General features: G+C 65.3%; 19 protein-coding genes. 13 read left to right on the top strand and 6 right to left on the bottom strand.

The window, feature by feature from the left end:
• Positions 1–159: 159 nt before the first annotated feature.
• A complete protein-coding gene (locus B5483_RS07485; protein ID WP_054945047.1) occupies positions 160–1,494 on the bottom strand; it encodes a hemolysin family protein in 1,335 nt (444 codons plus the stop codon).
• 195 nt (positions 1,495–1,689) lie between these two features.
• On the opposite strand from B5483_RS07485, the gene B5483_RS07480 reads away from it, so the two are divergent.
• The 6 genes from B5483_RS07480 to B5483_RS07455 all read left to right on the top strand — a co-directional run bounded on the left by B5483_RS07480 (position 1,690) and on the right by B5483_RS07455 (position 7,076).
• Complete coding sequence (locus B5483_RS07480) at positions 1,690–2,364, top strand: YiaD family glycine zipper/OmpA-like lipoprotein (protein ID WP_054945048.1); 675 nt, start codon at positions 1,690–1,692, stop codon at positions 2,362–2,364.
• A 156-nt stretch (positions 2,365–2,520) separates the two neighbouring features.
• On the top strand, positions 2,521–3,768 hold the full coding sequence (locus B5483_RS07475; protein WP_079729973.1) for a murein hydrolase activator EnvC family protein: 1,248 nt from the start codon (positions 2,521–2,523) through the stop codon (positions 3,766–3,768).
• A 144-nt stretch (positions 3,769–3,912) separates the two neighbouring features.
• On the top strand, positions 3,913–5,277 hold the full coding sequence (locus B5483_RS07470) for a S41 family peptidase (protein ID WP_054945050.1): 1,365 nt from the start codon (positions 3,913–3,915) through the stop codon (positions 5,275–5,277).
• Between the two features lie 28 nt (positions 5,278–5,305).
• On the top strand, positions 5,306–5,812 hold the full coding sequence (locus B5483_RS07465; RefSeq protein WP_079729971.1) for a disulfide bond formation protein B: 507 nt from the start codon (positions 5,306–5,308) through the stop codon (positions 5,810–5,812).
• A gap of 22 nt (positions 5,813–5,834) precedes the next feature.
• Positions 5,835–6,359, top strand: coding sequence for a demethoxyubiquinone hydroxylase family protein (locus B5483_RS07460; RefSeq protein WP_054945052.1), 525 nt, complete (start codon positions 5,835–5,837; stop codon positions 6,357–6,359).
• Positions 6,360–6,479: 120 nt separating this feature from the next.
• A complete protein-coding gene (locus tag B5483_RS07455) occupies positions 6,480–7,076 on the top strand; it encodes a hypothetical protein (RefSeq protein ID WP_054945053.1) in 597 nt (198 codons plus the stop codon).
• Positions 7,077–7,179: 103 nt separating this feature from the next.
• On the opposite strand, the gene fabI is transcribed toward B5483_RS07455, so the two are convergent.
• The 3 genes from fabI to B5483_RS07440 all read right to left on the bottom strand — a co-directional run bounded on the left by fabI (position 7,180) and on the right by B5483_RS07440 (position 9,977).
• Positions 7,180–7,983, bottom strand: coding sequence for an enoyl-ACP reductase FabI (gene fabI / locus B5483_RS07450; RefSeq protein ID WP_079729970.1), 804 nt, complete (start codon positions 7,981–7,983; stop codon positions 7,180–7,182).
• Positions 7,980–8,963: a YihY/virulence factor BrkB family protein gene (locus B5483_RS07445; RefSeq protein WP_054945069.1), complete on the bottom strand. Its 984-nt coding sequence runs from the start codon at positions 8,961–8,963 to the stop codon at positions 7,980–7,982. The genes fabI and B5483_RS07445 overlap by 4 nt, the downstream gene beginning before the upstream one ends.
• A gap of 72 nt (positions 8,964–9,035) precedes the next feature.
• Complete coding sequence (locus tag B5483_RS07440) at positions 9,036–9,977, bottom strand: DnaJ C-terminal domain-containing protein (protein ID WP_054945055.1); 942 nt, start codon at positions 9,975–9,977, stop codon at positions 9,036–9,038.
• 244 nt (positions 9,978–10,221) lie between these two features.
• Here B5483_RS07440 and pdxH point away from each other — a divergent pair, with 244 nt between their 5' ends.
• On the top strand, positions 10,222–10,848 hold the full coding sequence (gene pdxH / locus B5483_RS07435) for a pyridoxamine 5'-phosphate oxidase (protein WP_054945056.1): 627 nt from the start codon (positions 10,222–10,224) through the stop codon (positions 10,846–10,848).
• Positions 10,849–10,858: 10 nt separating this feature from the next.
• Positions 10,859–11,806 (top strand): cation diffusion facilitator family transporter, encoded by a 948-nt coding sequence (locus B5483_RS07430; RefSeq protein WP_483869921.1) that lies wholly within the window; start codon positions 10,859–10,861, stop codon positions 11,804–11,806.
• A gap of 19 nt (positions 11,807–11,825) precedes the next feature.
• Here B5483_RS07430 and B5483_RS07425 read toward each other — a convergent pair whose 3' ends face one another.
• On the bottom strand, positions 11,826–12,968 hold the full coding sequence (locus B5483_RS07425; protein ID WP_079729968.1) for a serine hydrolase domain-containing protein: 1,143 nt from the start codon (positions 12,966–12,968) through the stop codon (positions 11,826–11,828).
• 32 nt (positions 12,969–13,000) lie between these two features.
• Between B5483_RS07425 and B5483_RS07420 the strand changes: the two genes are divergently transcribed.
• Positions 13,001–13,372: a hypothetical protein gene (locus tag B5483_RS07420; RefSeq protein WP_054945059.1), complete on the top strand. Its 372-nt coding sequence runs from the start codon at positions 13,001–13,003 to the stop codon at positions 13,370–13,372.
• A gap of 12 nt (positions 13,373–13,384) precedes the next feature.
• On the opposite strand, the gene mnmA is transcribed toward B5483_RS07420, so the two are convergent.
• Entirely contained in the window at positions 13,385–14,560 is a 1,176-nt protein-coding gene (mnmA, locus tag B5483_RS07415) for a tRNA 2-thiouridine(34) synthase MnmA (RefSeq protein ID WP_079730326.1), read from the bottom strand.
• 136 nt (positions 14,561–14,696) lie between these two features.
• Here mnmA and B5483_RS07410 point away from each other — a divergent pair, with 136 nt between their 5' ends.
• The 4 genes from B5483_RS07410 to B5483_RS07395 all read left to right on the top strand — a co-directional run bounded on the left by B5483_RS07410 (position 14,697) and on the right by B5483_RS07395 (position 20,282).
• A complete protein-coding gene (locus B5483_RS07410; RefSeq protein WP_054945060.1) occupies positions 14,697–15,029 on the top strand; it encodes a hypothetical protein in 333 nt (110 codons plus the stop codon).
• Positions 15,030–15,031: 2 nt separating this feature from the next.
• Positions 15,032–15,331 (top strand): CtrA inhibitor SciP, encoded by a 300-nt coding sequence (gene sciP, locus B5483_RS07405; RefSeq protein ID WP_007012660.1) that lies wholly within the window; start codon positions 15,032–15,034, stop codon positions 15,329–15,331.
• 301 nt (positions 15,332–15,632) lie between these two features.
• On the top strand, positions 15,633–16,832 hold the full coding sequence (locus B5483_RS07400; protein WP_079729967.1) for an efflux RND transporter periplasmic adaptor subunit: 1,200 nt from the start codon (positions 15,633–15,635) through the stop codon (positions 16,830–16,832).
• 9 nt (positions 16,833–16,841) lie between these two features.
• Positions 16,842–20,282 (top strand): efflux RND transporter permease subunit, encoded by a 3,441-nt coding sequence (locus B5483_RS07395; protein WP_079729966.1) that lies wholly within the window; start codon positions 16,842–16,844, stop codon positions 20,280–20,282.
• Positions 20,283–20,287: the final 5 nt, after the last annotated feature.

Raw genomic sequence — 20,287 nt, 5'->3', positions numbered from 1 at the left:
CCACATCGGAATGCGAAAGGGCCGGGGCGATTGCTCCGGCCTTTTTTGTTGGCAGAATGCCCGGTTGCGAGAAGCGGTCATGGCTGGCCTGGACTGCCAAGTGCCACAGCGAGTGGCAGGCGCTGCCATCCGGAACCCTACGGCCTGACCTCGCCGCGATCAGCCGTCGCCTGTAACCCCGTCGTCTCCGGCCTCGGAGTCCTCCATCTCGACGAGGAGCTTGTCGATGCGCAGGCCGTCCATGTCGACGACTTCGAAGCGCCAGCCCTGTTCGGAGAAGACTTCACCCTCGCGCGGGACTTTCTTCAGGACCGCAAGCACGAAGCCGGCCACGGTGGCATATTCGCGGTCATGCGACAGATCGATGTCCAGCCGCTCGGCAAAGGCATCGGCCGGCATCGAACCCGATACGAGCAGTGAACCGTCGGCGCGTTCGACGACCATCGGCTCGTCGCCTTCGTCCTGATGGCTGACGAAACTGCCGGCCAGCGCGGCAAGCATGTCCGAAGGCGTCACCACGCCTTCAAGGTGGCCGTACTCGTCATGGACCACGGCCATCGAGACTTCCGCCTGCTGTAACTTGCGAAGCGCGTCCATCGCATCGAGCTGGTCGGGGATGACCTCTGCCTTCTTCATCATCGCGCGGATATCGACCTCGCGCCCTTCGACGAGCGCGGCGAGGACTTCGCGCACCTTGAGGATACCCAGTACCTTGTCGGGCACGTCCTCGTCGGCCACCGGCAACAGCGAATGCGGCGACCCGGCGATGCGCGCACGCAGTTCCTCGCTGGTGGAATCGACGTCGATCCAGTCAATCTGGTTGCGCGGGGTCATCAGTTCGCGCACCGGCCGGTCGGCCAGTTTCATCACCCCTGCCATCATCGCCCGCTCGTCTTCGTCGATCGCACCCGAACGGGTCGCCTCGGCGAAGATCATGTGCAGTTCCTCGGCGGTCAGCTGCTCTTCCCCGCCTCGGCGCACCGCCAGCAGGCGCAGGATCAGGCCCGATGACTTGTCGAGCAGCCAGACGAAGGGCGCCATGATCTTTGCCAGCAATGCCATCGGCCGGGCCATGATGATCGCCACCGGCTCCGCTGTGCGCAGGGCAAGCTGCTTGGGTACCAGTTCGCCGATCACGAGGCTGCCGTAGGTCGTCGCAATGATGACGAGGGCAAAGCCGATCTGGCTGGATACATGGTCCGGAACGCCCAGCAGCGCCAGCCGCTGGCCCACCGGTTCACCCAGGCTGGCGCCCGAATAGGCGCCGGCAATGATGCCGATCAGGGTAATGCCGATCTGCACCGTGGAGAGGAACTTGCCAGGGTCCGACGCAAGATCGAGCGCGGTCTGCGCCGCCTTGCTGCCCTTGTCGGCGGACACCTTGAGGCGCGCCGCCCGGGCGGACACGATCGCCAGCTCGGACATGGAAAACAGGCCGTTCAGCAGAATCAGGCCGGCGATGATGAGGAGGTCGGTCCAGGGAAAGGGCGTCACAATGTCCCTGCGCTAGCAGAGATTTCCGCAATAGCGAAGCGCTGCGTTGGCCGGCAACAAACGCTCACAAGAGAAACGTGCCTCTGGAACATAGGCGAGGCCCAAGCGTTTGGCGGGCATCATCAATTCGCCATTCATGTTCACTACTACACAGATGAATGCGAAGATCGCTATGACAGAGGAAGGGCCAAGACCATGAAAAGAACTCGCCTGTTCACGGCAACTGCCGCCGCCATTTCGCTGATCGCCGTATCGGGCTGCGTCACCGATCCGAACACCGGCGAGCGCAAGGTTTCACGCACCGCCATCGGCGGCGTGGGCGGTGCCGGTCTTGGCTACCTGCTGGGCAGTGTGATCGGCGGAAAGACCGCCCGCATCGTCGGCGCTGGCATCGGCGGTGTCGCCGGCGGCGTGGTCGGCTACCAGATGGACAAGCAGATCAAGGAACTGAAGGAACAGACCGCCGGTTCGGGCGTCGATGTCAGCCAGGAAGGCGACGGCATCCTCGTGAACTTGCCCGACGTGACCTTCGCCGTCGATTCGACCGCGATCAGCCCCTCGTTCCAGGCGACGCTCGACAAGGTCGCGCAGAGCATGATCCAGTATCCCAACAGCCTGATCGACGTCTACGGCCACACCGATTCGACCGGTTCGGACGCCTACAACATGGACCTGTCCAAGCGTCGCGCCGATTCCGTCGGCCGCTACCTGATCTCGCGCGGCGTTTCCTCCGCGCGCATCCAGACCCAGGGCATGGGCGAAAACTACCCGGTGGCCGATAACTCGACCCCCGAAGGCCGCGCGCTCAACCGCCGCGTGGAAATCAAGATCACGCCGGTGACGACTGACGAGGCCGCCGCCGCTCGTTAAAAGCTCAACCCGTAGACGGGACGGGAAAGGGGCCGGCGCGTGGGAACGCCGGCCCCTTCTTTTGTTCGTGGCCTCGGATTCTCGCGCGCGATCTTCCCCAGTTCGGCCGCGCACCGATCATTTCCTTTTGCGCATGGGCGCTCTAGTTAACCGGGTGTGACGCCCGCTTCGCGCAAGATCCTGCTCGTTTCCGCTGCCGGCCTGGGGCTGTGCGCCGCCGTGGTTGCGAACCGCGGGCTTGGCCAGGTGGGCGCGTTTGCCGTGCTCAATCCGGCCGTCGATGCCACGAAGGCACAAGAAGACATGCTCGCCGCGCGCCGCGAAGGCGATGCCGCACGCCAACGCGCCGAAAAGCTCGAGAAGCAGGCCCGGCAGGTATCCCAGCAGGCCGAAAGGACCGCGCGTGAGGCCGCCGCTGTCGCCGCCCGCATCCAGCAGACCGAAGCGGCAATCGCGGTACTGACGGCGAAGGTCCGGCTCGTCGCCTCGCAGCGGGCCGAACTGCGCGCGCGGCTGGCCGAGCGACAGGCGCCGCTGGCCGGGCTGACCGGGGCGCTTCAGCGCCTGTCGCGCCGCCCCCCCTTGCTCGCCCTGCTGCGGCCGGGATCGGTACGCGATGCCGTCTACCTGCGCGCCCTGCTCGATACGATGCTGCCCGAAGTGCAGCGCCGCACCGCCTCCCTGCGCAGCGAGATCGAGCGCGGTCGGGCGCTGGAGCGCAATGCCCGGGCCGCGGCCAACGACCTGAAGATGGCCGAGGCGGAAATGCGCCGGCGGCGCAGCGAACTGGCCACCCTGGAAGCCCGCCAGCGGCTCGCCAGCCGCAAGGCCACCGGCATCGCTGCGCGTGAAAGCGAACGCGCCCTGGCCCTGGCAGAAAAGGCGCGCGACCTGGGCGACCTCGTCGACGAGATGAGCAGGCAGGGCGAACTGCGCGAAGAGCTTGCGTCGCTGCCCGGGCCGATCATGCGTCCGCCGCGCCCCGAAGAGGCGCAGGTGATCGCTTCCTCGCAGTTCGTCACCCCACCCGAGGGGCTGCCCACATACATGCTGCCCGTCACCGGTCGCGTCGTGACCGGCTTCGGCGAGGATGCGCCCAGCCTCAACCGTTCGCGCGGAATCACCCTGGCGACCCGCGCCAATGCCCAGGCAGTCGCTCCCGCGCCGGGGCGCATCGCCTATGCCGGGCCCTACCGTGGCTACGATCGCATCGTCATCATCGAGCACGAGGGCGGCTGGACCTCGCTGGTCACCGGCCTTGCCCGTCTCGATGTCGACGTCGGCGAGCGGGTGGTGGCCGGATCGCCGCTGGGCATGACCGGCCCGGGCCAGCCGCAAGTTCTCGTCGAACTGCGGCGTGATGGCGAGCCCGTTAATCCCCTGCAATATATCCGGTCGCTATAGAGCGGTGACGAAGATCGCTGCTCGGCACCGTCCCGAGAGCCTGGCCCGCACCGCTGGCAATTGGCGCAAAGGGCCGGTAATGTACGCAATCATGTGCCAAGTCCGGCTCCGGCCGGCGTGACGAACGAGAGGCAGTCAAGCCCGATGAAGATCAGATCCATCCTGCGCGCGACCATGCTGGTTTCCGCCGTGGCGGTCCTGCCGGTGGCAACGTCCGGCCTTTCGGCCGTCGACAGCCGCGTAAATCCGGGTTTCGACAAGCTGTTCACCATCTACGAACTGGTGAAGCAGAACTATGTCGACCCGGTCGACGACGACAAGCTGCTCAAGGGCGCCATCGACGGGATGCTCGCCAGCCTCGATCCGCACTCCAACTATCTCGACGGGCCTTCGCTGCAACGGCTCGAGACGATGATCGACGGCAACTATTCCGGCCTCGGCCTCTCGGTCGTCGAGGAAGACGGCGCGGTCAAGGTGGTTTCGCCGTTCAAGGGCAGCCCGGCGGAGAAGGCCGGAGTCAAGGCGGGCGACTACATCACCCACCTCGACGGCGTGCTCTACTATGAGCGCGACCTCGACGAGGCGGTGTCCAAGATGCGCGGCCCGGCGGGCACCTCGATCCGCCTGACGATCTATCGCCCCGGTCGCGACGAGCCCTTCGACGTCAACGTCACCCGCGGCGTGATCGAACTTGAGCCGGTGACCTGGGAACTCAAGGACGACATCGGCGTCATCTCGGTCAACGAATTCTCGCGCGATGTCGGCAACGACGTGAACAAGGCGATTGCCGACCTCAAGAAGCAGGCGGCAACGGCAGGCGGCAAGCTCGACGGCCTCGTGCTCGACCTGCGATCCAACCCGGGCGGTTCGCTCGACGAAGCCGTGGCGCTGTCGGACCTGTTCCTCGACAAGGGCGTGATCGTCTCGCAACGCGGCCGCATCGCCAGCGAGAACCAGTACTATCGCGCCGAGACCATGTTCCGCGGCGACGTGGTGAAGGGCATGCCGGTGATCGTGCTGGTCGACGCGGGCTCCGCCTCGGCTTCGGAAATCGTCGCCGGCGCGCTGCAGGACCAGCACCGCGCGGTGGTGATGGGCGAGCGCACCTTCGGCAAGGGTTCGGTGCAGTCGTTCATCCAGTTGGACAAGAACAGCGCGGTCAAGCTGACGACGGCGCGTTACTTCACGCCTTCGGGCCATTCGGTGCAGGAAGGCGGCATCGTCCCCGACATCAAGGTGCCGCAGATGTCCGATCCGGACGCGCGGGCACGCGCCGAGCGGGCGGTGCGCGAATCCGACCTGCGCGGCCACCTGATCAACGAGGCGGCGCTGGAGGACAAGGACCTCGAGACCGACAAGATGGACGACCCGCGCTTCAAGGTTTCGGCCGAGGAGCTGAAGGAAAAGGGCATCGACGACTTCCAGCTCCACTACGCGATCGCGACGTTGCAGCGCACCGCCGGCAAGCCGGCGCTCGCCACCAATGCGCCCTCGGGCAAGAAGAACTGAACCGGCCGGACACGGGGAAGCTGATCATATGACCGTCGCCGTCGCCAAGCCCTTGCGCGCCGCCCGCCTGCTTGCGCTCGCCATTCCGGTGGCGCTGCTGGGCGGCGCCTACCTCAGCCAGTACGGCTTCGGCCTCTACCCATGCGAGATGTGCTGGTGGCAACGCTATCCGCACATGATCGCGATACCTTTCGCCCTCCTCGCCTTCTTCTGGCGGCCCGTCGCACCGCTGGTGGCCGTCGCCGCCCTTGCGGTGCTGGTCTCTGGCCTGATCGGCGGCTTTCATGCCGGTGTCGAATATGGCTGGTGGACGGGCGTGACGGCCTGCACCGCCAGCGTGTTCGACGGCGGCGGCGATCCCCTTGCCGCGATCATGAAGGCCCCGGTGATCCGCTGCGACGTTGCGCCGTGGGATCTGTGGGGGATCTCGCTGGCGGGCTGGAACTTCCTCATTTCCACCGCCGGCGCCCTGCTCGTGTTCATGCTGGTCGCGATGAACGGCAAGGTGCAGCTCAAGGCGCCGGAAAAGGCGTAAGACACAAGGTTTGGACGCAAGCATGGACGCGAAATCGGAACGCAACGCCCGGATCCTCAGGGTCGATCAGGCTGGTGAATTCGGCGCCACGCGGATCTACGCCGGCCAGTTGGCGGTGATGGGTACCCGCGCCGAACATTCGAGCGAGATCGCCGGCATGGCCGAGCAGGAAGCCGATCACCGCGCCCGATTCGACGCGATGATCGCCGAACGCGGCGTGCGCCCCACTCTTCTCCAGCCGCTGTGGTCCGTCGCCGGTTATGCGCTGGGTGCGGCCACCGCGCTCATGGGTCCCAAGGCCGCGATGGCCTGCACAGCCGCGATCGAGACCGAGATCGACCGTCACTACACCCAACAGCTCGAGGAGCTGGAAGGCGACGACGACACCGAATTGCGCGAGACGATCCGTGAATTCCGCGACGACGAGCGCGAGCACCGCGATGCCGCGCTGGCCGCCGGGGCCGAACAGGCACCCGCCTATCCGCTGCTGTTCAACGCCATCCGGCTGGGATGCCGCGCGGCCATCAAGCTGTCCGAACGAATCTGAGGTTCGCCGGAGAAATTGATCCGCATCAGGGCTTTCTTCCTGGCTTCACCTACCGTTCAAGGCCGGTCAGGTCTATATCCTGTCCGATAACGACCAATTTCGAAGCATGGAGCATAACCGATGGCCCGCCTCCTGACTGCCGCCGCAGCCCTCGCCGCCCTGTCCGCGGGCCTGACTTTCGCAGCCGCTCCCGCCACCGCGCAGGAAGATGACGGCGAGAAGGTCAATCAGGTCATCGTCTTCGGCGACGATCCCTGCCCCGAATCGTCGGGCAACGAGATCACCGTCTGCGCGCGCAAGGCCGAAGCGGAACGCTATCGCATCCCCGAGCCGCTACGCGGCGTCGATGCCCCCAAGGCCGATGCCTGGACCAACCGGGTCGAAGCCTATGAGACCGTCGGCGCTTTCGGCACGATGAGCTGCTCACCGGTCGGCGGCGGCGGTTCGCTCGGCTGTACCCAGAAGCTGATCGACCAGGCCTATGCCGAGAAGGCCAACGCCTCGGACGTGAAGTTCAGCGAACTGATCGCCGCCGAGCGCGCCAAGCGCCTCTCGACCATCGATGCCGATGCGGCCGCGCAGCAAAAGCGCGTCGAAGCGGCTGAAAAGGCATATCTCGAACAAAAGGAGCGCCAGCAGGCCGAAACCGACGCTGCCGAGGACAAGAGCGGCACCGCGACCATCGCCACTCCGGTCGAAGAGCCCGCAGACAAGTAAGCGCTACCGCCTGAGCCCTCCGGCCCGAGCAGCAGCACCGAACACGAAAAAGGCCGGGAGCGATCCCGGCCTTTTCCATTGGCGTTTCCTGCTCGCCCGAAACTCAGGTGAGAGCGATGTCGGGGGCATCTTCCTGCTTCATGCCGACAACGTGGTAGCCCGCATCGACATGGTGCGTCTCGCCGGTCACGCCGGAGGACAGGTCCGAGAGGAAATAGAGGCCCGAACCGCCGACGTCCTCGATCGTGACGTTGCGGCGCAGCGGCGAGTTCAGCTCGTTCCACTTCAGGATGTAGCGGAAATCGCCGATACCGCTGGCGGCCAGCGTCTTGATCGGGCCGGCCGAGATCGCATTGACGCGAATGTTCTGCGGGCCGAGATCGTTGGCAAGGTATTGCACCGAAGTCTCGAGCGCGGCCTTGGCCACGCCCATGACGTTGTAATGCGGCACGACCTTTTCCGCGCCATAATAGGTCAGCGTCAGGATCGAGCCGCCGTTGGGCATCATTTCCATCGCCCGCTTCGTCACCGCGACGAGGCTGTAGGCGGAAATGTTCATCGTCATCAGGAAGTTTTCGAGGCTGGTGTCGACGTACTTGCCGCGCAGCTCGTTCTTGTCCGAGAAGCCGATGGCATGGACGATGAAATCGATCGTGTCCCAACGTTCACGGATCTGGTCGAAGCACGCATCGACCGCTTCCATGTTCGCCACGTCGCATTCGACGAGAAAATCGCTGCCAAGGCTTTCGGCCAGCGGCTTGACGCGCTTGGCGAGTGCTTCCCCCTGATAGGAGAAGGCCAGCTCGGCGCCGTGTTCATGCAGCTTCCTGGCAATGCCCCAGGCCAGCGACTTATCATTGGCTAGGCCCATGATCAGGCCGCGTTTCCCCTGCATCAGACCGGTCATTCGTGTTCATCCTGTACTTCGTTATCGTCCTGGGCCGAGGACGCCCGCGCCCGCCTGAGCAATTCGCGCTCTTCCGGCGATTCCGCGAGCGCCGCATTGAGTTCGGCGCCCACGACCATCCCTAGTCCGACAAGCCAGAAAAAGAAAAGCGCGATCATCACTCCGGCGAGACTTCCGTAAGTCAGATCGTAAACGAAGAAATTGCGCAACACCTGCGGGAGCAGCCACACGACCAGCAGCCACCAGCCGGTGACGAGTGCGGCTCCGGGCCACTTGGGGTAGATCCTGCGCTGGTAGGCCCGCGGGGTCAGCAGGTAAAAAAGCGCGTAGATTGAACCGAATAGCGTAGCGGTCGAGATCGTGCGCGACACTATGATCTGGTCGATCACCGAATCGAGGCGCGGGAACAGCACCAGCAGGACTTCCTCGATCGCCCCGATCAGGACCTGCGAGGACAGCGAAACCAGCAAGAGGATCACCGAACCGAAAATCAGACCGGTGGAAAACAGGCGATAGCGCCAGAAGGCCCGGTCCTTGGGCATGCCGTAGGCGCGGTGAAGGATATCGCGGATCGTCTCGATCAGGCTCGTCGCGGTCCACAGGCCGAACAGTCCGCCAACCCAGAGCAGCCAGCCATGCCGCGCCGCCACGACATCACGGGCGACCGGGTCGATCACTTCCGCCACGCGTGGCGGCATCGCGATCAACAGGGCATCGATCGAGGCGTCGAGCCGGGCCTGCTCGCCAAGCGCCGAGAAGATCGCGGCCAGGGCGATGAAGAAGGGAAACAGTGCCAGCAGGGTCATGTAGGCAAGATTGCCGGCGTGGATGAACCCGTCGTGCCAAGCCCCTGAGAAGACCCGGCGCAGCACTGCAAAGAAACGCGATCCGGGCCCCGCCCGGCGCCGCAGCTCGTCCTTGATCCGGTCACGCCGCCGGAGCGCCTCGCGTCGCCGGGCCTCGGGAGAGAGGTCCTCCATGACCCGGTCCAGCGGGCCGTCCTGTTCTATCGGCGGTTCGGCCTGCACCGGGCGGTCATAGGTCCCTGGCCGTCACACGCCGAGCTTGCCGCGCACGTCGCGGGTATCGCGCCAGCCTTCCAGCCGCTTGGCTAGGTCGCTGTCATGTTCCGGCAGCACGATTTCGAGGGTGATGAGCTGATCCCCGCGCGAACCGTCCTTGCGGCTGAAACCCTTGCCCTTGAGGCGCAGGACCTTGCCCGAGCTGACCCCCGGCGGAATCGAGAGCATGACCGCGCCGGACGCCGTCGGTGCCTTGACCTTCGCTCCGGCCAGTGCCTCGTCGAGCGTGATGGGCAGGTCGATACGCAAGTCGTCGCCGTCCCGGTGAAAGAACGGGTGATGCTGGATATGCACCGTCACCGTTGCATCGCCGGGGCCGCCCGGCCCTGGCTCACCTTTGCCGGCAAGGCGCATCTGCGTGCCTTCCTCAACCCCGGCGGGCAGCTTGAGGTCGATGGTCTTGCCATCGGCAAGGGTAATGCGCTGGTCCTTGCGTTCGGCTGCATCGGTAAGCGAAACGGAAAGTCGGTAAGACACGTTGGCGCCGCGCGGCGCGCGGCCGCGACCGCCGCCCATTCCTCCCGTGCCGCCCATTCCACCGCGTGGGCCGCCACCGCCGAAGATCCCGCCGAACAGGTCTTCGAGGTCGATGCCGTCGTTGCTGCCGAAGCCGCCGCCAAAACCGCGCTGGCCGCCCGGCCCGCCGCCGTAGCCGCCGCCGTGACCGCCGAAGCCGCCCATCGTCGGGTTACCGTCGGCATCGATCTCGCCACGGTCGAACTGCGCGCGCTTGGCCTTGTCGGAAAGCAGGTCGTAAGCTGCGGTGACCTGACTGAAGCGGTCTGCGGCCTTCGGATTGTCCTTGTTGGCGTCGGGATGAAGCTCCTTCGCAAGCTTGCGATAAGCGGACTTGATGTCCTTCTCGCTCGCCCCGCGCGAGACGCCCAGAATGGTATAAGGATCTGCTGCCATGGTGACATTTAGCTAGGTGTCCAATTGGCTTACGGCAAGCACTGTGTGTACGGATGTGCTTCTGGCGGCTTTCCCGAGGGGAAGCAGGCCGCTATTGGCGTTCCCATGCCCTGTATTGCGCACCCGAATTGTCCCCGATCAAGGCAGGAACCCCGCGCTTGCACGACAAGAGGCGGCGCAGTGACAAGCCCGCGCGCAATCGGCACCGCGGCATTCGATGAATTCAACCCGACAGGATATTCCCATGGAAGCTGAACAGGCCCGCGAGGTCATCCCCCACGGCGATCCCCTTGCGCTGTTCACGGCGTGGTACGACGAGGCCCGCGAAACCGAGCCCAACGATTCCAACGCCATGGCACTGGCCACCGCGACGCCCGACGGCCTGCCGTCGGTGCGCATGGTCCTGCTCAAGGGCTACGGCCCGGACGGCTTCGTGTTCTACACGAACGGCCACAGCCGCAAGGGCCGCGAGATCGCCGCCAACCCCAATGTCGCGCTGCTGTTCCACTGGAAGAGCCTGCGACGCCAGATCCGCATCGAAGGCCAGCTCCAGCCGGTCAGCGACGCCGAGGCCGACGCCTATTTCCATTCCCGCGCCCGAGATTCCCAACTGGGCGCGGTTGCATCCGACCAGTCGGCCCCGCTCGACAGCCGCGCGACCTTCCTGGCCCGCTACGAAGCCGCGCGCGACAGGTTCGCCGACGGCGAGGTCGACCGGCCGCCGCACTGGGGCGGTTTCCGGGTAGTGCCCAGCGCCATCGAATTCTGGCACGATCGGCCCTATCGGCTGCACGAGCGCCGCCGCTTCGTGCGTGACGTAACGGCGGACGGTCATGCCGGCGCATGGTCCAGCACCCTGCTCTACCCGTGAGGTCCAGCACTTGAGCCAGAATCATGATCACGAATCGGCCGGACTGAACCGCAGCGCCGCTCTTGCCAGCATTAGCGCGGCCCTGTTCCTGCTGGCCATCAAGGCCTGGGCCGCGTGGTCGACCGGCTCCATCGCCATGCTCGGCAGCCTTGCCGACACGACGCTCGACCTCGTGGCCAGCATGGCCACGCTGCTGGGCGTGTGGATCGCCTCGCAGCCGGCGGACGACAAGCACCGCTTCGGCCACGGCAAGGCCGAAGCCATCGCCGCCCTGTTCCAGATCGTGCTGATCTCGATCTCGGCGCTGGGCATCGCCACCCGCGCCATCGAGGAATTCCTCTCCGGCGGGCGGGTCGAGGCGGCAGACATGGGGATCGGCGTCTCGGCAGTGGCGATCGTCGTCACTTTCGCGCTGCTTTCGTGGCAACGCTATGTGATCCGCAGGACCCGGAGCCTCGCGATCCATACCGACAGCGTCCACTACCAGTCGGACCTGCTGCTCAACGTCGCGGTGATCGCAGCGCTCGTGCTAGACCAGTATGCGGGGCTGCGCGGCGCGGACCCGCTGTTCGGCCTTGGCATCGCCCTGTGGCTGGGTTGGGGCGCGTGGAATGCCTCGAAGGCCGTGCTTAACCAGTTGATGGACCATGAATGGCCCGAGGAAAAGAAGCAGCACGTACTGGAGCTGATCGCCCACAATCCCGACATCAGCGGAGTCCATGACCTGCGCACCCGCGTTTCGGGCAACAAGCACTTCGTGCAGTTTCACGTCTGGGTCGACGCCAACATGACCGTGCGTCAGGCCCACCGGGTAATGGACGACATCGAGGCGACCATTCACGCCGAATTCCCCGAAGTGGAAATCCTGATCCACACCGATCCCGACGGCCTCGTCGACGAAGTGGGCGATGCCGGCAAGGACATCCTGCCCCCGATCCGGGTCGAAGCCACCAAATAGCGGCGGCCCGCCTCAGTCCTCAGTTCGAGGGAAACAGCGCCAGCAAGGCGCCCAGCTCGTAGTGCAACGCCTGTTCCTGCCGCGCTTCGCTGGCTCCCAGCCGCACCACCGTCAGCAGCTGGCTTGGCGAACCGATGACGTACTGGCCATGTTCGCCAAGGCAGGCAAAGACGTCGGACTTGGCGGTGCCGGGATAGAGCCTTGCGTTCTCCCCCGGTTCGGCCCGGTTGAGCCAGACCCCGGCGCCATAACCCGGATTGCGCGGGCTGGGCGCCAGCATGAACTGGACCCAGCGACGCGGCAGGATCTGCGCGCCCTTTACCGAACCGTTGTGACGCAGGAATTCGCCCAGGTTCGCCCAGTCGCGCGCCGAGGCGTCGACCATGGCCGCCCCGATCATCGTGCCCGACCGGTCATATTCCACGCGCATGGTCTTGAGCCCGAGCGGATCGAGCACGCGGTTGTCGAGATAGTCCTCAACCGCACGGCGGCGGCGGCCCGGATCGCTGTCCGGCGACAGCACCCGCGCCGCGAGGTCGGAAAGAATCACTGCGCTGGCGGAGGAATTCTCGAAGACCTGCCCGGCCGGCGCTTCAAGCGGCTGCGCTTCGGCATAGGCGGCCATGTCGTCGCGGCCGTCGAGGAACAACATGCGGATACGGTCGGACTGGCGGGCGATTTCGCCGCTCGTGGCATCGCCGGTCTCGCTGTGGCGCAAGCCCGAACGCATCTGCAGAAGCTGCTTGAGCGTGATTTCGCCGCGCGGATCGCCGGGTCGCTGCCACGCGGGGACCGGCGCCGATTCGTTCAGCCGCAAGCGTCCGTCGCTGACCAGCTGGCCGATCATCAGCGCCGTAACGCATTGACCCATGGCCCAACCCTGTAGCGGCGTCCTGGCCGAAACGCCCTCGCCATAGCGCTCGGCGATCACCGAGCCGCGCTTCATCACCACCAGCGCATCGGTCCGCCCGACCGCATCGTTATCGAACAACCGGTCGATCGCGCGGCCAAGAGCATCGCGGTGCGCTCCGCCTTCGTCCTTGATTGCGGCCTGCGCCTGCGCGCTGGGCGGCGGCGGCGCATCTGCTCCACTGTTACTGCAGCCCCACAGGGTTGGCAGGGCGAGGAAGGCGAGGATATGGGGGAGGCGGCGCACCGTCATGATGCGCGGTGTAGTGTGCGAGGCGCGAGCGGATGGCAACAGCCAAGGTAAATACGACTGGTGACAGGCAGCCCTCGCGCTGGAAGCGCAATCTCGTGCTGCTGGTGCTGGCCGTGGCGGGCACCGCCCTCGCCTTTTCATGGAACAGCCTGGGTGCGCAGGCGCGAGTCAGCACAGCCTATGGCGCGCGGGTCGGCTGCGTATGCCGCTTCGTCTCGAATCGCGACCTGAACAGCTGCAAGGGCGATATCGCCGTCGCCGGTCTGGGCCGTACCGCCAGCCTGATGTTCCTCTCCGACGATGCCGAGAGCAAGTCGCTGACCGCCAGCGTTCCGCTGCTTGCCAGCGCCAGGGCAACCTACACGAAGGAACGCGGCTGCCAGCTGGAGCCCTGGGAGGACTAGGTCGCCTGAGGTTCAGACCGCAATGACTTCGGCTGCCTCGGTTTCCTCGATCCAGCCGCCGCCCACGACGCGCTCACCGCAATAGATCACGGCAGCCTGTCCCGGGGCGACGCCGTATTCAGGATGAGCGAACCGAATCGCGGTTCCTGCCCCATCGCCCAGCGGCCCTTCCAGCGTGACCGGAACCGGCTTGGCCAGCGAACGCACTTTCGCGGTCAGCGGCGCGTCGGGCAGAGGCCCGATCCGGTTCGTCTCCGACAGGCGCGCGGCGGCTACGCCGAGCAGCCGGCGCGGACCGACGAGAACCCGGCGCGTCTCGGCATCGAGCCGCACGACATACAGTGGCTCGGGCTGGCCGCCGATCTCCAGCCCCCGACGCTGGCCGACGGTGTAGTGGATGATCCCGCGATGCTCGCCGAGCACTTCGCCGCTGGTCGCATGGACGATCTCGCCCGGTGCCTCGCCCTCGGGGCGCACCTGACGCACGATCTTGGCGTAGTCGCCGTCGGGAACGAAACAGATGTCCTGGCTGTCCGGCTTGGCCGCCACGCGCAGGCCCGCCGCTTCGGCCAGCCGGCGCGTCTCGGTCTTCGGCAGACCGCCCAGAGGAAAGCGCAGGAAGTCGAGCTGGGCCTCGGTCGTGCCATAGAGAAAATAGCTCTGGTCGCGAGCGGGATCGACCGCGCGGTGCAATTCGGACCCGGCCGGGCCGAGGATGCGCTGGACGTAATGCCCGGTCGCCAGGCAATCGGCACCCAGTTCGCGCGCCATCGTCAAGAGGTCGGTGAACTTGGGACCCATGTTACAGCGGATGCAGGGGATCGGGGTCCGGCCTGCGAGATAGTCGTCGGCAAAGCGCTCGACCACTTCCTCGCGAAAGCTGCTCTCATGGTCGAAGACATAGTGGGCGATGCCCAGCCGGTCCGCCACGGCACGCGCATCGCGGATATCGTCGCCCGCGCAGCAGGCACCCTTGCGCCCGGTCGCCGCGCCGTAATCGTAAAGCTGGAGGGTAACGCCGATGGTCTCCGCGCCTGTCGCCGCTGCAAGCGCGGCTACGACCGAGCTGTCGACGCCGCCCGACATGGCCACGACGATGCGGCGCGCGGAAAACGGTTCGGGCAGCTGGAACAGGGCGGACGGATCGAGCCTGTCGAGCAGTCCGGCAATATCGGGAGTCGCGGTCATGCGCGGCTCCATACAGGGCTACGCCCCGTTTTCCTACCTTTCAGCGCGATTTCGAAACCTCTGGCCCGGAAACGGAAGGTAACTGCGCATCGGTGTCTTTACCCTCCCTTCACCATGTCTAGCGTATGGCAGTTCCATGAACATCGCCTTTGATCATGAAACCTGCAAAGCAGGGCATGCGCTGGGTCGCACGAGCGAGGAGTTCACGGGGTTCCCATCGGCCCCCGACTGGAACGACCTGCGAACGCGCCTGTTCGCGGCCCATGAGGTGCGGACGATTTTGGGCGGTGAAGGCGCGCCGGTCCGCTTGCGGACTCGCGGCAGCTTTGCAGGTGAGGCGGCATCATTGCTAAATACTTACGGGCTGCACTCAAGGGCTGTTAACCTTGAAGTTTCAGCCAATGGCAAGCCTGAAGGGGCCAAGGTCGCACCAGTTGCCGGCGACAACAATGCCGGCGGACGAGGGTAACGATGATCGAGAACCAGAAGATTCGCCCAGCCCAGGTGATCGGGCCGCTTGGTGAGCCGCTGACGATTGAGTCGCTGCCGCCCCCAAACACGACCCGCTGGGTCGTGCGCCGCAAGGCCGAGGTCGTTGCTGCCGTCAATGGCGGCCTGCTGACGATCGACGAGGTTTGCGAACGGTACCAGCTTACGCTGGAGGAGTTCGCATCGTGGCAAAGGGCGGTCGATCGCTCCGGCATGCAGGGCCTTCGTGTGACCAGAATTCAACACTACCGCGACCTCTACGAGCGTCAGCAGAAGTATTGAGGCACGGCTTTCAGCCCGACTGAAATCGCCTGAAACGACGGTAAACGGTCGGTTTGCCGTCGTTTCTGATTCTGGCGCCGCCAATTTCCGCTTCCATAGCAACGCATTAAGCGCTCGACGCTGGTCGGACGGTATATGTCGTGAACCGACTGAAAGTTGCCAGTCGGTCAACGCACGTATATGTCGGCACGCATGAAATTCTGCCGCAAGTGCGGCCCGGATCACCGTATCCGGGACCAATAGCGGCAAATCGCTCCGCACCGGACAGGAGTGTTCGGAGAGGGGTTATTGCGGTGAGCCGATGAATTACGACACCAAGATTGAAACCGTGCAGGAAGAAGACGCGCGCGCTGCAGGCGAATTGCTGTCTGGTGCCGACGATCAGGACCGCGTCCTGCGCCGCCGCATCTGGGTGGCAGCCGCCATCGCGCTCGTCCTGATGATCGGCATCTGGGCCCTCGCCCACTTGCGCGGCGGCAGCGACCTGACCGACGAAGCCGACATCCAAACGCCCGTCGTCACCGTCGTCATCCCCGGCAAGACCACCGTGCAGGGTGAAATCAGCGCCACCGGCACCCTTGCCGCGCGCCGCGAAATGCCGGTCGGATCGGTTGGCGAAGGCGGCGAAATCCGCCAGGTTCTCGTCGAACCGGGCGACTGGGTGGAGCAGGGCCAGGTCCTCGCTATCGTCGACCGTTCGGTGCAAAGCCAGCAGATCGCCAGTCAGGCCGCGCAGGTCGATGTCGCCCGCGCCGATGCCCAGCTGGCCCAATCCAACCTCGACCGCGCGCTCAAGCTCGTCGATCGCGGCTTCATCTCGAAAGCAGATGTCGATCGTCTGACCGCCGAGCGCAATTCCGCCAATGCCCGCGTGCGCGTGGCGCAAGCCACCCTCGGCCAGTTGAAGGCGCAGGCGGCGCGTCTCAATATCGTTGCCCCCGCGGCAGGCCTGGTGCTCGAGCGCAAGGCCGAGCCCGGGCAGGTCGTCGGCGGCGGCACCGGCGTGCTGTTCCGGCTGGCCAAGGGCGGCGAGATGGAACTTCTCGCCGATCTGAGCGAAGACGATCTCGCCAAGCTGAGCGTGGGCGTCACCGCAGAAGTGACTCCGGTAGGATCGGACAAGACCTTCACCGGCCAGGTCTGGCAGATCTCGCCCGTCATCGATCCCGAAAAGCGCCAGGGCAAGGCGCGCATTGCCCTCTCCTACGCCAAGGAACTGCGTCCCGGCGGCTTCGCCTCGGCCACCATCGAGACCGGCGCCGTCGTCGCCCCGATGCTGCCGGAATCGGCCATCCAGAACGATGACAAGGGCGCGTTCGTCTATGTCGTGGGCAAGGACAGCCTGGTCCAGCGCCGCGACGTGAAGACCGGCCTCGTCACGGCCGAGGGCATCGCCATCAAATCCGGCCTCAGCGGCACGGAGAAAGTCGTGCTGCGCGCCGGCGGCTTCCTCAACAACGGTGACAAGGTCCAGACCAAACTTGTCACCGAGAAGAACTGATCAGGACGCATGAGCCTGCGCAACATCTCGGCATGGTCGATCCGCAATCCGATCGTCCCCATCGTCTTCTTCATCGGCGTGATGATCGCCGGCATTGTCTCGTTTTCGCGCATGGACGTGAACAACATGCCGGACGTCGAATTTCCCGCCGTTCACGTGATGGTCTCGCAGCCCGGCGCCGCGCCGAGCGAGATCGAGACGCAGATCACCCAGAAGATCGAGGCGGCTACCCGCTCGGTCCCGGGCGTTGAGGAAATCCAGTCGACGGCGTCGGAGGGCAGTTCCTCCACTTTCGTGATGTTCTCGATCGGCACCGATCCGGATGTCGCCACCAACCAGGTCAAGAACGCGGTAGACCAGATCCGCAGCGACCTGCCTGACGGCATCCTTGAACCGCAGGTCACCAAGGTCGAGGCGGGTGGCGGAGGCCAACTTGCGCTCTTTGCGGTCAGCGCCGATGACATGACGATGGAGCAGCTCAGCTGGTTCATCGACGATACGATCTCCAAGAAACTGCTGTCGATCGAAGGCCTTGCCTCGGTTTCGCGCCAGGGCGGCGTCGACCGCGAAATTCGCGTGGTGATCGATCCCGACAAGATGGCCGCGCTCGGTGTGACGGCCCGCGACATCAACAACGCCCTGCGTGCGGTCAACACCGACGCAGCCGGCGGCCAGGCCGAGATCGCCGGATCGCGCCAGTCGGTCCGCGTCCTCGGCAATGCCGACACCGCCTTCGACCTTTCGCACACGCGCATCAACCTGGGCGGTGGCCGTTCGATCAAGCTGTCCGATGTCGCCAAGGTCTATGACGGCTACTCGGAACAGACCCGCATCGCCAAGCTGCACGGCCGCGAAGTGGTGACCTTCGGCTTCGAACGCGCGCTCGGGGCCTCGGACGTCACCGTCTACGACGAAGCGGTCAAGGCACTGGAAAAGATCAAGCAGGACAATCCGCGCGTCCATATCACGCAGCTGTTCTCGCAGGTGGACTACACCAAGGACCAGTACACCAGCTCGATGGAAGCACTGGTCGAAGGCGCGGTGCTGGCCATCGTGATCGTCTACCTGTTCCTGCGCGACTGGCGGGCAACCTTCATTTCCGCCATTGCGATCCCGCTCTCTGCGATCCCGACCTTCTGGTTCATGGACATGATGGGCTTCACGCTCAACTTCCTGTCCCTGTTGGCGCTCAGCCTCGTCGCCGGCGTGCTGGTCGATGACGCGATCGTCGAGATCGAGAACATCGTGCGCCACATGCGCATGGGCAAAACGGCCTATCAGGCGTCCATCGACGCCGCCGACGAGATCGGCCTCGCCGTTGTCGCCACCACATTCTCGATTGTCGCGGTGTTCCTGCCCGTCGGCCTCATGCCCGGCATTCCCGGCCAGTTCTTCAAGGCTTTCGGCCTGACCGTCGTCGTCGCGGTGCTGATGAGCCTTGCCGTTGCGCGTCTCATCACGCCGATGGTTGCGGCCTATTTCCTCAAGGCTCATGGCCATGCCGAGCATGGCGAAGGCCGCGCCATGGACCTCTACATGAAGGTCCTCGCCTGGACGCTCGATACGACCGAGGCCAAACGCCGACGCGCGCAGATCAAAGAGGTCCCTGCGGACTTGTGGTACTATCCGGCGGGTGCTCTCGCCATGGTAATCATCCTCGCGCTGGGCGCGGGGGCCGCGGCGGCGGTCTACTACCTGATTCACATGGTGCTGACTTCAGCCGGGCTGAAGAATGGCGCGGTGATCTTCGCCGCCCTCATCGCGCCGATTGCAGTGCCGATCGTCGCCTTCCTCATCGGCCGGATGGCCTACGGCGTAGCGGCGGGCTTCGGCCATTTCGGCCGCTGGTACCGATACTTGTCGGAGCGCGTTACCGCGCGCTCGCGCGACCACCGCTTCTATGCCTTCTGCGGCGGCGTCTACGCGCTCGTGGTTACGGCTGCACTGCTCGTCGGTTCACAGCAGCAATTCCAGCCCAACGAGAACAACGACACCAGCCAGGTCAATATCGAGATGGTCCCTGGCACGACCATCGAGCAGACCGCCGCCCTGTCCGACGAAGTCACCCGCCTGCTCGAGAAGCAGCCCGAAGTCGAACGCGTTCTCGAAGCCTCGCGCGAAGCAGCGGCCACGCTCTACGTCTCGCTCAAGCCCGCCAAGGAACGGGAAACGACCAGCAAGCAGTTCGAGCAACGCCTCGCCCCGCAGCTCCAGAAGATCGCCGATGCCCGCGTGACATTCGCCAGCCAGGCTGGCGGCTTCGGTACCGGGCGTGACATCTCGGTCATGCTTTCGGGCAACGACTCCGAATTGCTCAATGCCACGGCGCAGAAGCTCGTCGAGGAAATGCGCGGCATCAAGGGCGTCGTCGCACCGCGCATCGCCGCGGACCTCAAGCGACCGGAGCTGGTCATCGTGCCGCGGCTGGACCTGGCCGCACAACTGGGCGTGACGACGACGGCGCTGAGCCAGACGATCCGCATCGCCACCCTGGGTGAAATAGACCAGAACGCGGCCAAGTTCTCGTTGAGCGACCGCCAGATCCCGATCAGGGTCATCATGCCGCGCTCCTCGCGCCGCGATCTCTCGACGATCGAGAACATGCCGGTGCCGACGGCGAACGGCGGCTCGGTCCCCCTTAAGCGCGTGGCAGAGATCCGCTTCGGCGCAGGCCCGACCCAGATCCAGCGCTACAACCAGTCCCGCCGCGTCTTCGTCGGGGCCGACCTCGGACAGGGCCAGGTCAAGGGACCGATCCTGGAGCAGATCCAGAAGCTCCCGATCATGCGAAATCTGCCAGCGGGCGTCTCGAACGCTCCGGTGGGCGAGGACAAGTGGCAGGCGGAGATGGTGAACAACTTTATCATCGCCGTCATCAGCGGCATCTTCCTCGTCTTCGCGGTGCTGGTGCTGCTCTACAAGCGCTTCGTCTCGCCGCTGGTGAACATGGCCTCGCTCCTGCTTGCACCGCTGGGCGGCATGATCGCCCTCACCATTGTCGGCCAGCCGGTCTCGATGCCGGTCTACATCGGCATTCTCATGCTTTTGGGCATCGTCGCCAAGAACTCGATCCTGCTGATCGACTTCGCGATCGAGGAAATGGCGAGCGGCGTCGACAAGCTCCACGCCATCATGGACGCCGGCCACAAGCGTGCCCAGCCGATCATCATGACCACCGTCGCGATGACCGCGGGCATGGTGCCGACCGCCGCCTCGCTCTCGGGTGACGGTGCCTGGCGCGCGCCCATGGGCATTACCGTGATCGGCGGCCTGCTGCTCTCGACCTTCCTGACGCTGATCATCGTCCCGGCCGCGTTCAGCCTTGCGGACGGCTTCGAGAAGCGGATAGGCCCGCGCCTGCGCAAGTCCCTGCTCACTTTCGAGCCGCATCACGCACACGAAACCGGTCACGCCAACGACAAGGGCGGCACGGCCGTCCCTGCGGAATAGTCGGC

The organism is Novosphingobium mathurense, assembly GCF_900168325.1.
GTDB lineage: Bacteria > Pseudomonadota > Alphaproteobacteria > Sphingomonadales > Sphingomonadaceae > Novosphingobium > Novosphingobium mathurense.
Note: the sequence above shows the minus strand (reverse complement) of the source record. Positions and strands in the feature narration are given on the sequence as shown.

Excerpts from the sequence above, each read along its gene's own strand:
- B5483_RS07480 (WP_054945048.1), top strand. The coding sequence starts at position 1,690 with ATGAAAAGAACTCGCCTGTTCACGGCAACTGCCGCCGCCATTTCGCTG.
- B5483_RS07470 (WP_054945050.1), top strand. The coding sequence starts at position 3,913 with ATGAAGATCAGATCCATCCTGCGCGCGACCATGCTGGTTTCCGCCGTG.
- B5483_RS07465 (WP_079729971.1), top strand. The coding sequence starts at position 5,306 with ATGACCGTCGCCGTCGCCAAGCCCTTGCGCGCCGCCCGCCTGCTTGCG.
- B5483_RS07460 (WP_054945052.1), top strand. The coding sequence starts at position 5,835 with ATGGACGCGAAATCGGAACGCAACGCCCGGATCCTCAGGGTCGATCAG.
- B5483_RS07455 (WP_054945053.1), top strand. The coding sequence starts at position 6,480 with ATGGCCCGCCTCCTGACTGCCGCCGCAGCCCTCGCCGCCCTGTCCGCG.
- fabI (WP_079729970.1), bottom strand. The coding sequence starts at position 7,983 with ATGACCGGTCTGATGCAGGGGAAACGCGGCCTGATCATGGGCCTAGCC.
- B5483_RS07445 (WP_054945069.1), bottom strand. The coding sequence starts at position 8,963 with ATGGAGGACCTCTCTCCCGAGGCCCGGCGACGCGAGGCGCTCCGGCGG.
- B5483_RS07440 (WP_054945055.1), bottom strand. The coding sequence starts at position 9,977 with ATGGCAGCAGATCCTTATACCATTCTGGGCGTCTCGCGCGGGGCGAGC.
- pdxH (WP_054945056.1), top strand. The coding sequence starts at position 10,222 with ATGGAAGCTGAACAGGCCCGCGAGGTCATCCCCCACGGCGATCCCCTT.
- B5483_RS07425 (WP_079729968.1), bottom strand. The coding sequence starts at position 12,968 with ATGACGGTGCGCCGCCTCCCCCATATCCTCGCCTTCCTCGCCCTGCCA.
- B5483_RS07420 (WP_054945059.1), top strand. The coding sequence starts at position 13,001 with ATGGCAACAGCCAAGGTAAATACGACTGGTGACAGGCAGCCCTCGCGC.
- mnmA (WP_079730326.1), bottom strand. The coding sequence starts at position 14,560 with ATGACCGCGACTCCCGATATTGCCGGACTGCTCGACAGGCTCGATCCG.
- B5483_RS07410 (WP_054945060.1), top strand. The coding sequence starts at position 14,697 with ATGAACATCGCCTTTGATCATGAAACCTGCAAAGCAGGGCATGCGCTG.
- sciP (WP_007012660.1), top strand. The coding sequence starts at position 15,032 with ATGATCGAGAACCAGAAGATTCGCCCAGCCCAGGTGATCGGGCCGCTT.
- B5483_RS07400 (WP_079729967.1), top strand. The coding sequence starts at position 15,633 with ATGAATTACGACACCAAGATTGAAACCGTGCAGGAAGAAGACGCGCGC.
- B5483_RS07395 (WP_079729966.1), top strand. The coding sequence starts at position 16,842 with ATGAGCCTGCGCAACATCTCGGCATGGTCGATCCGCAATCCGATCGTC.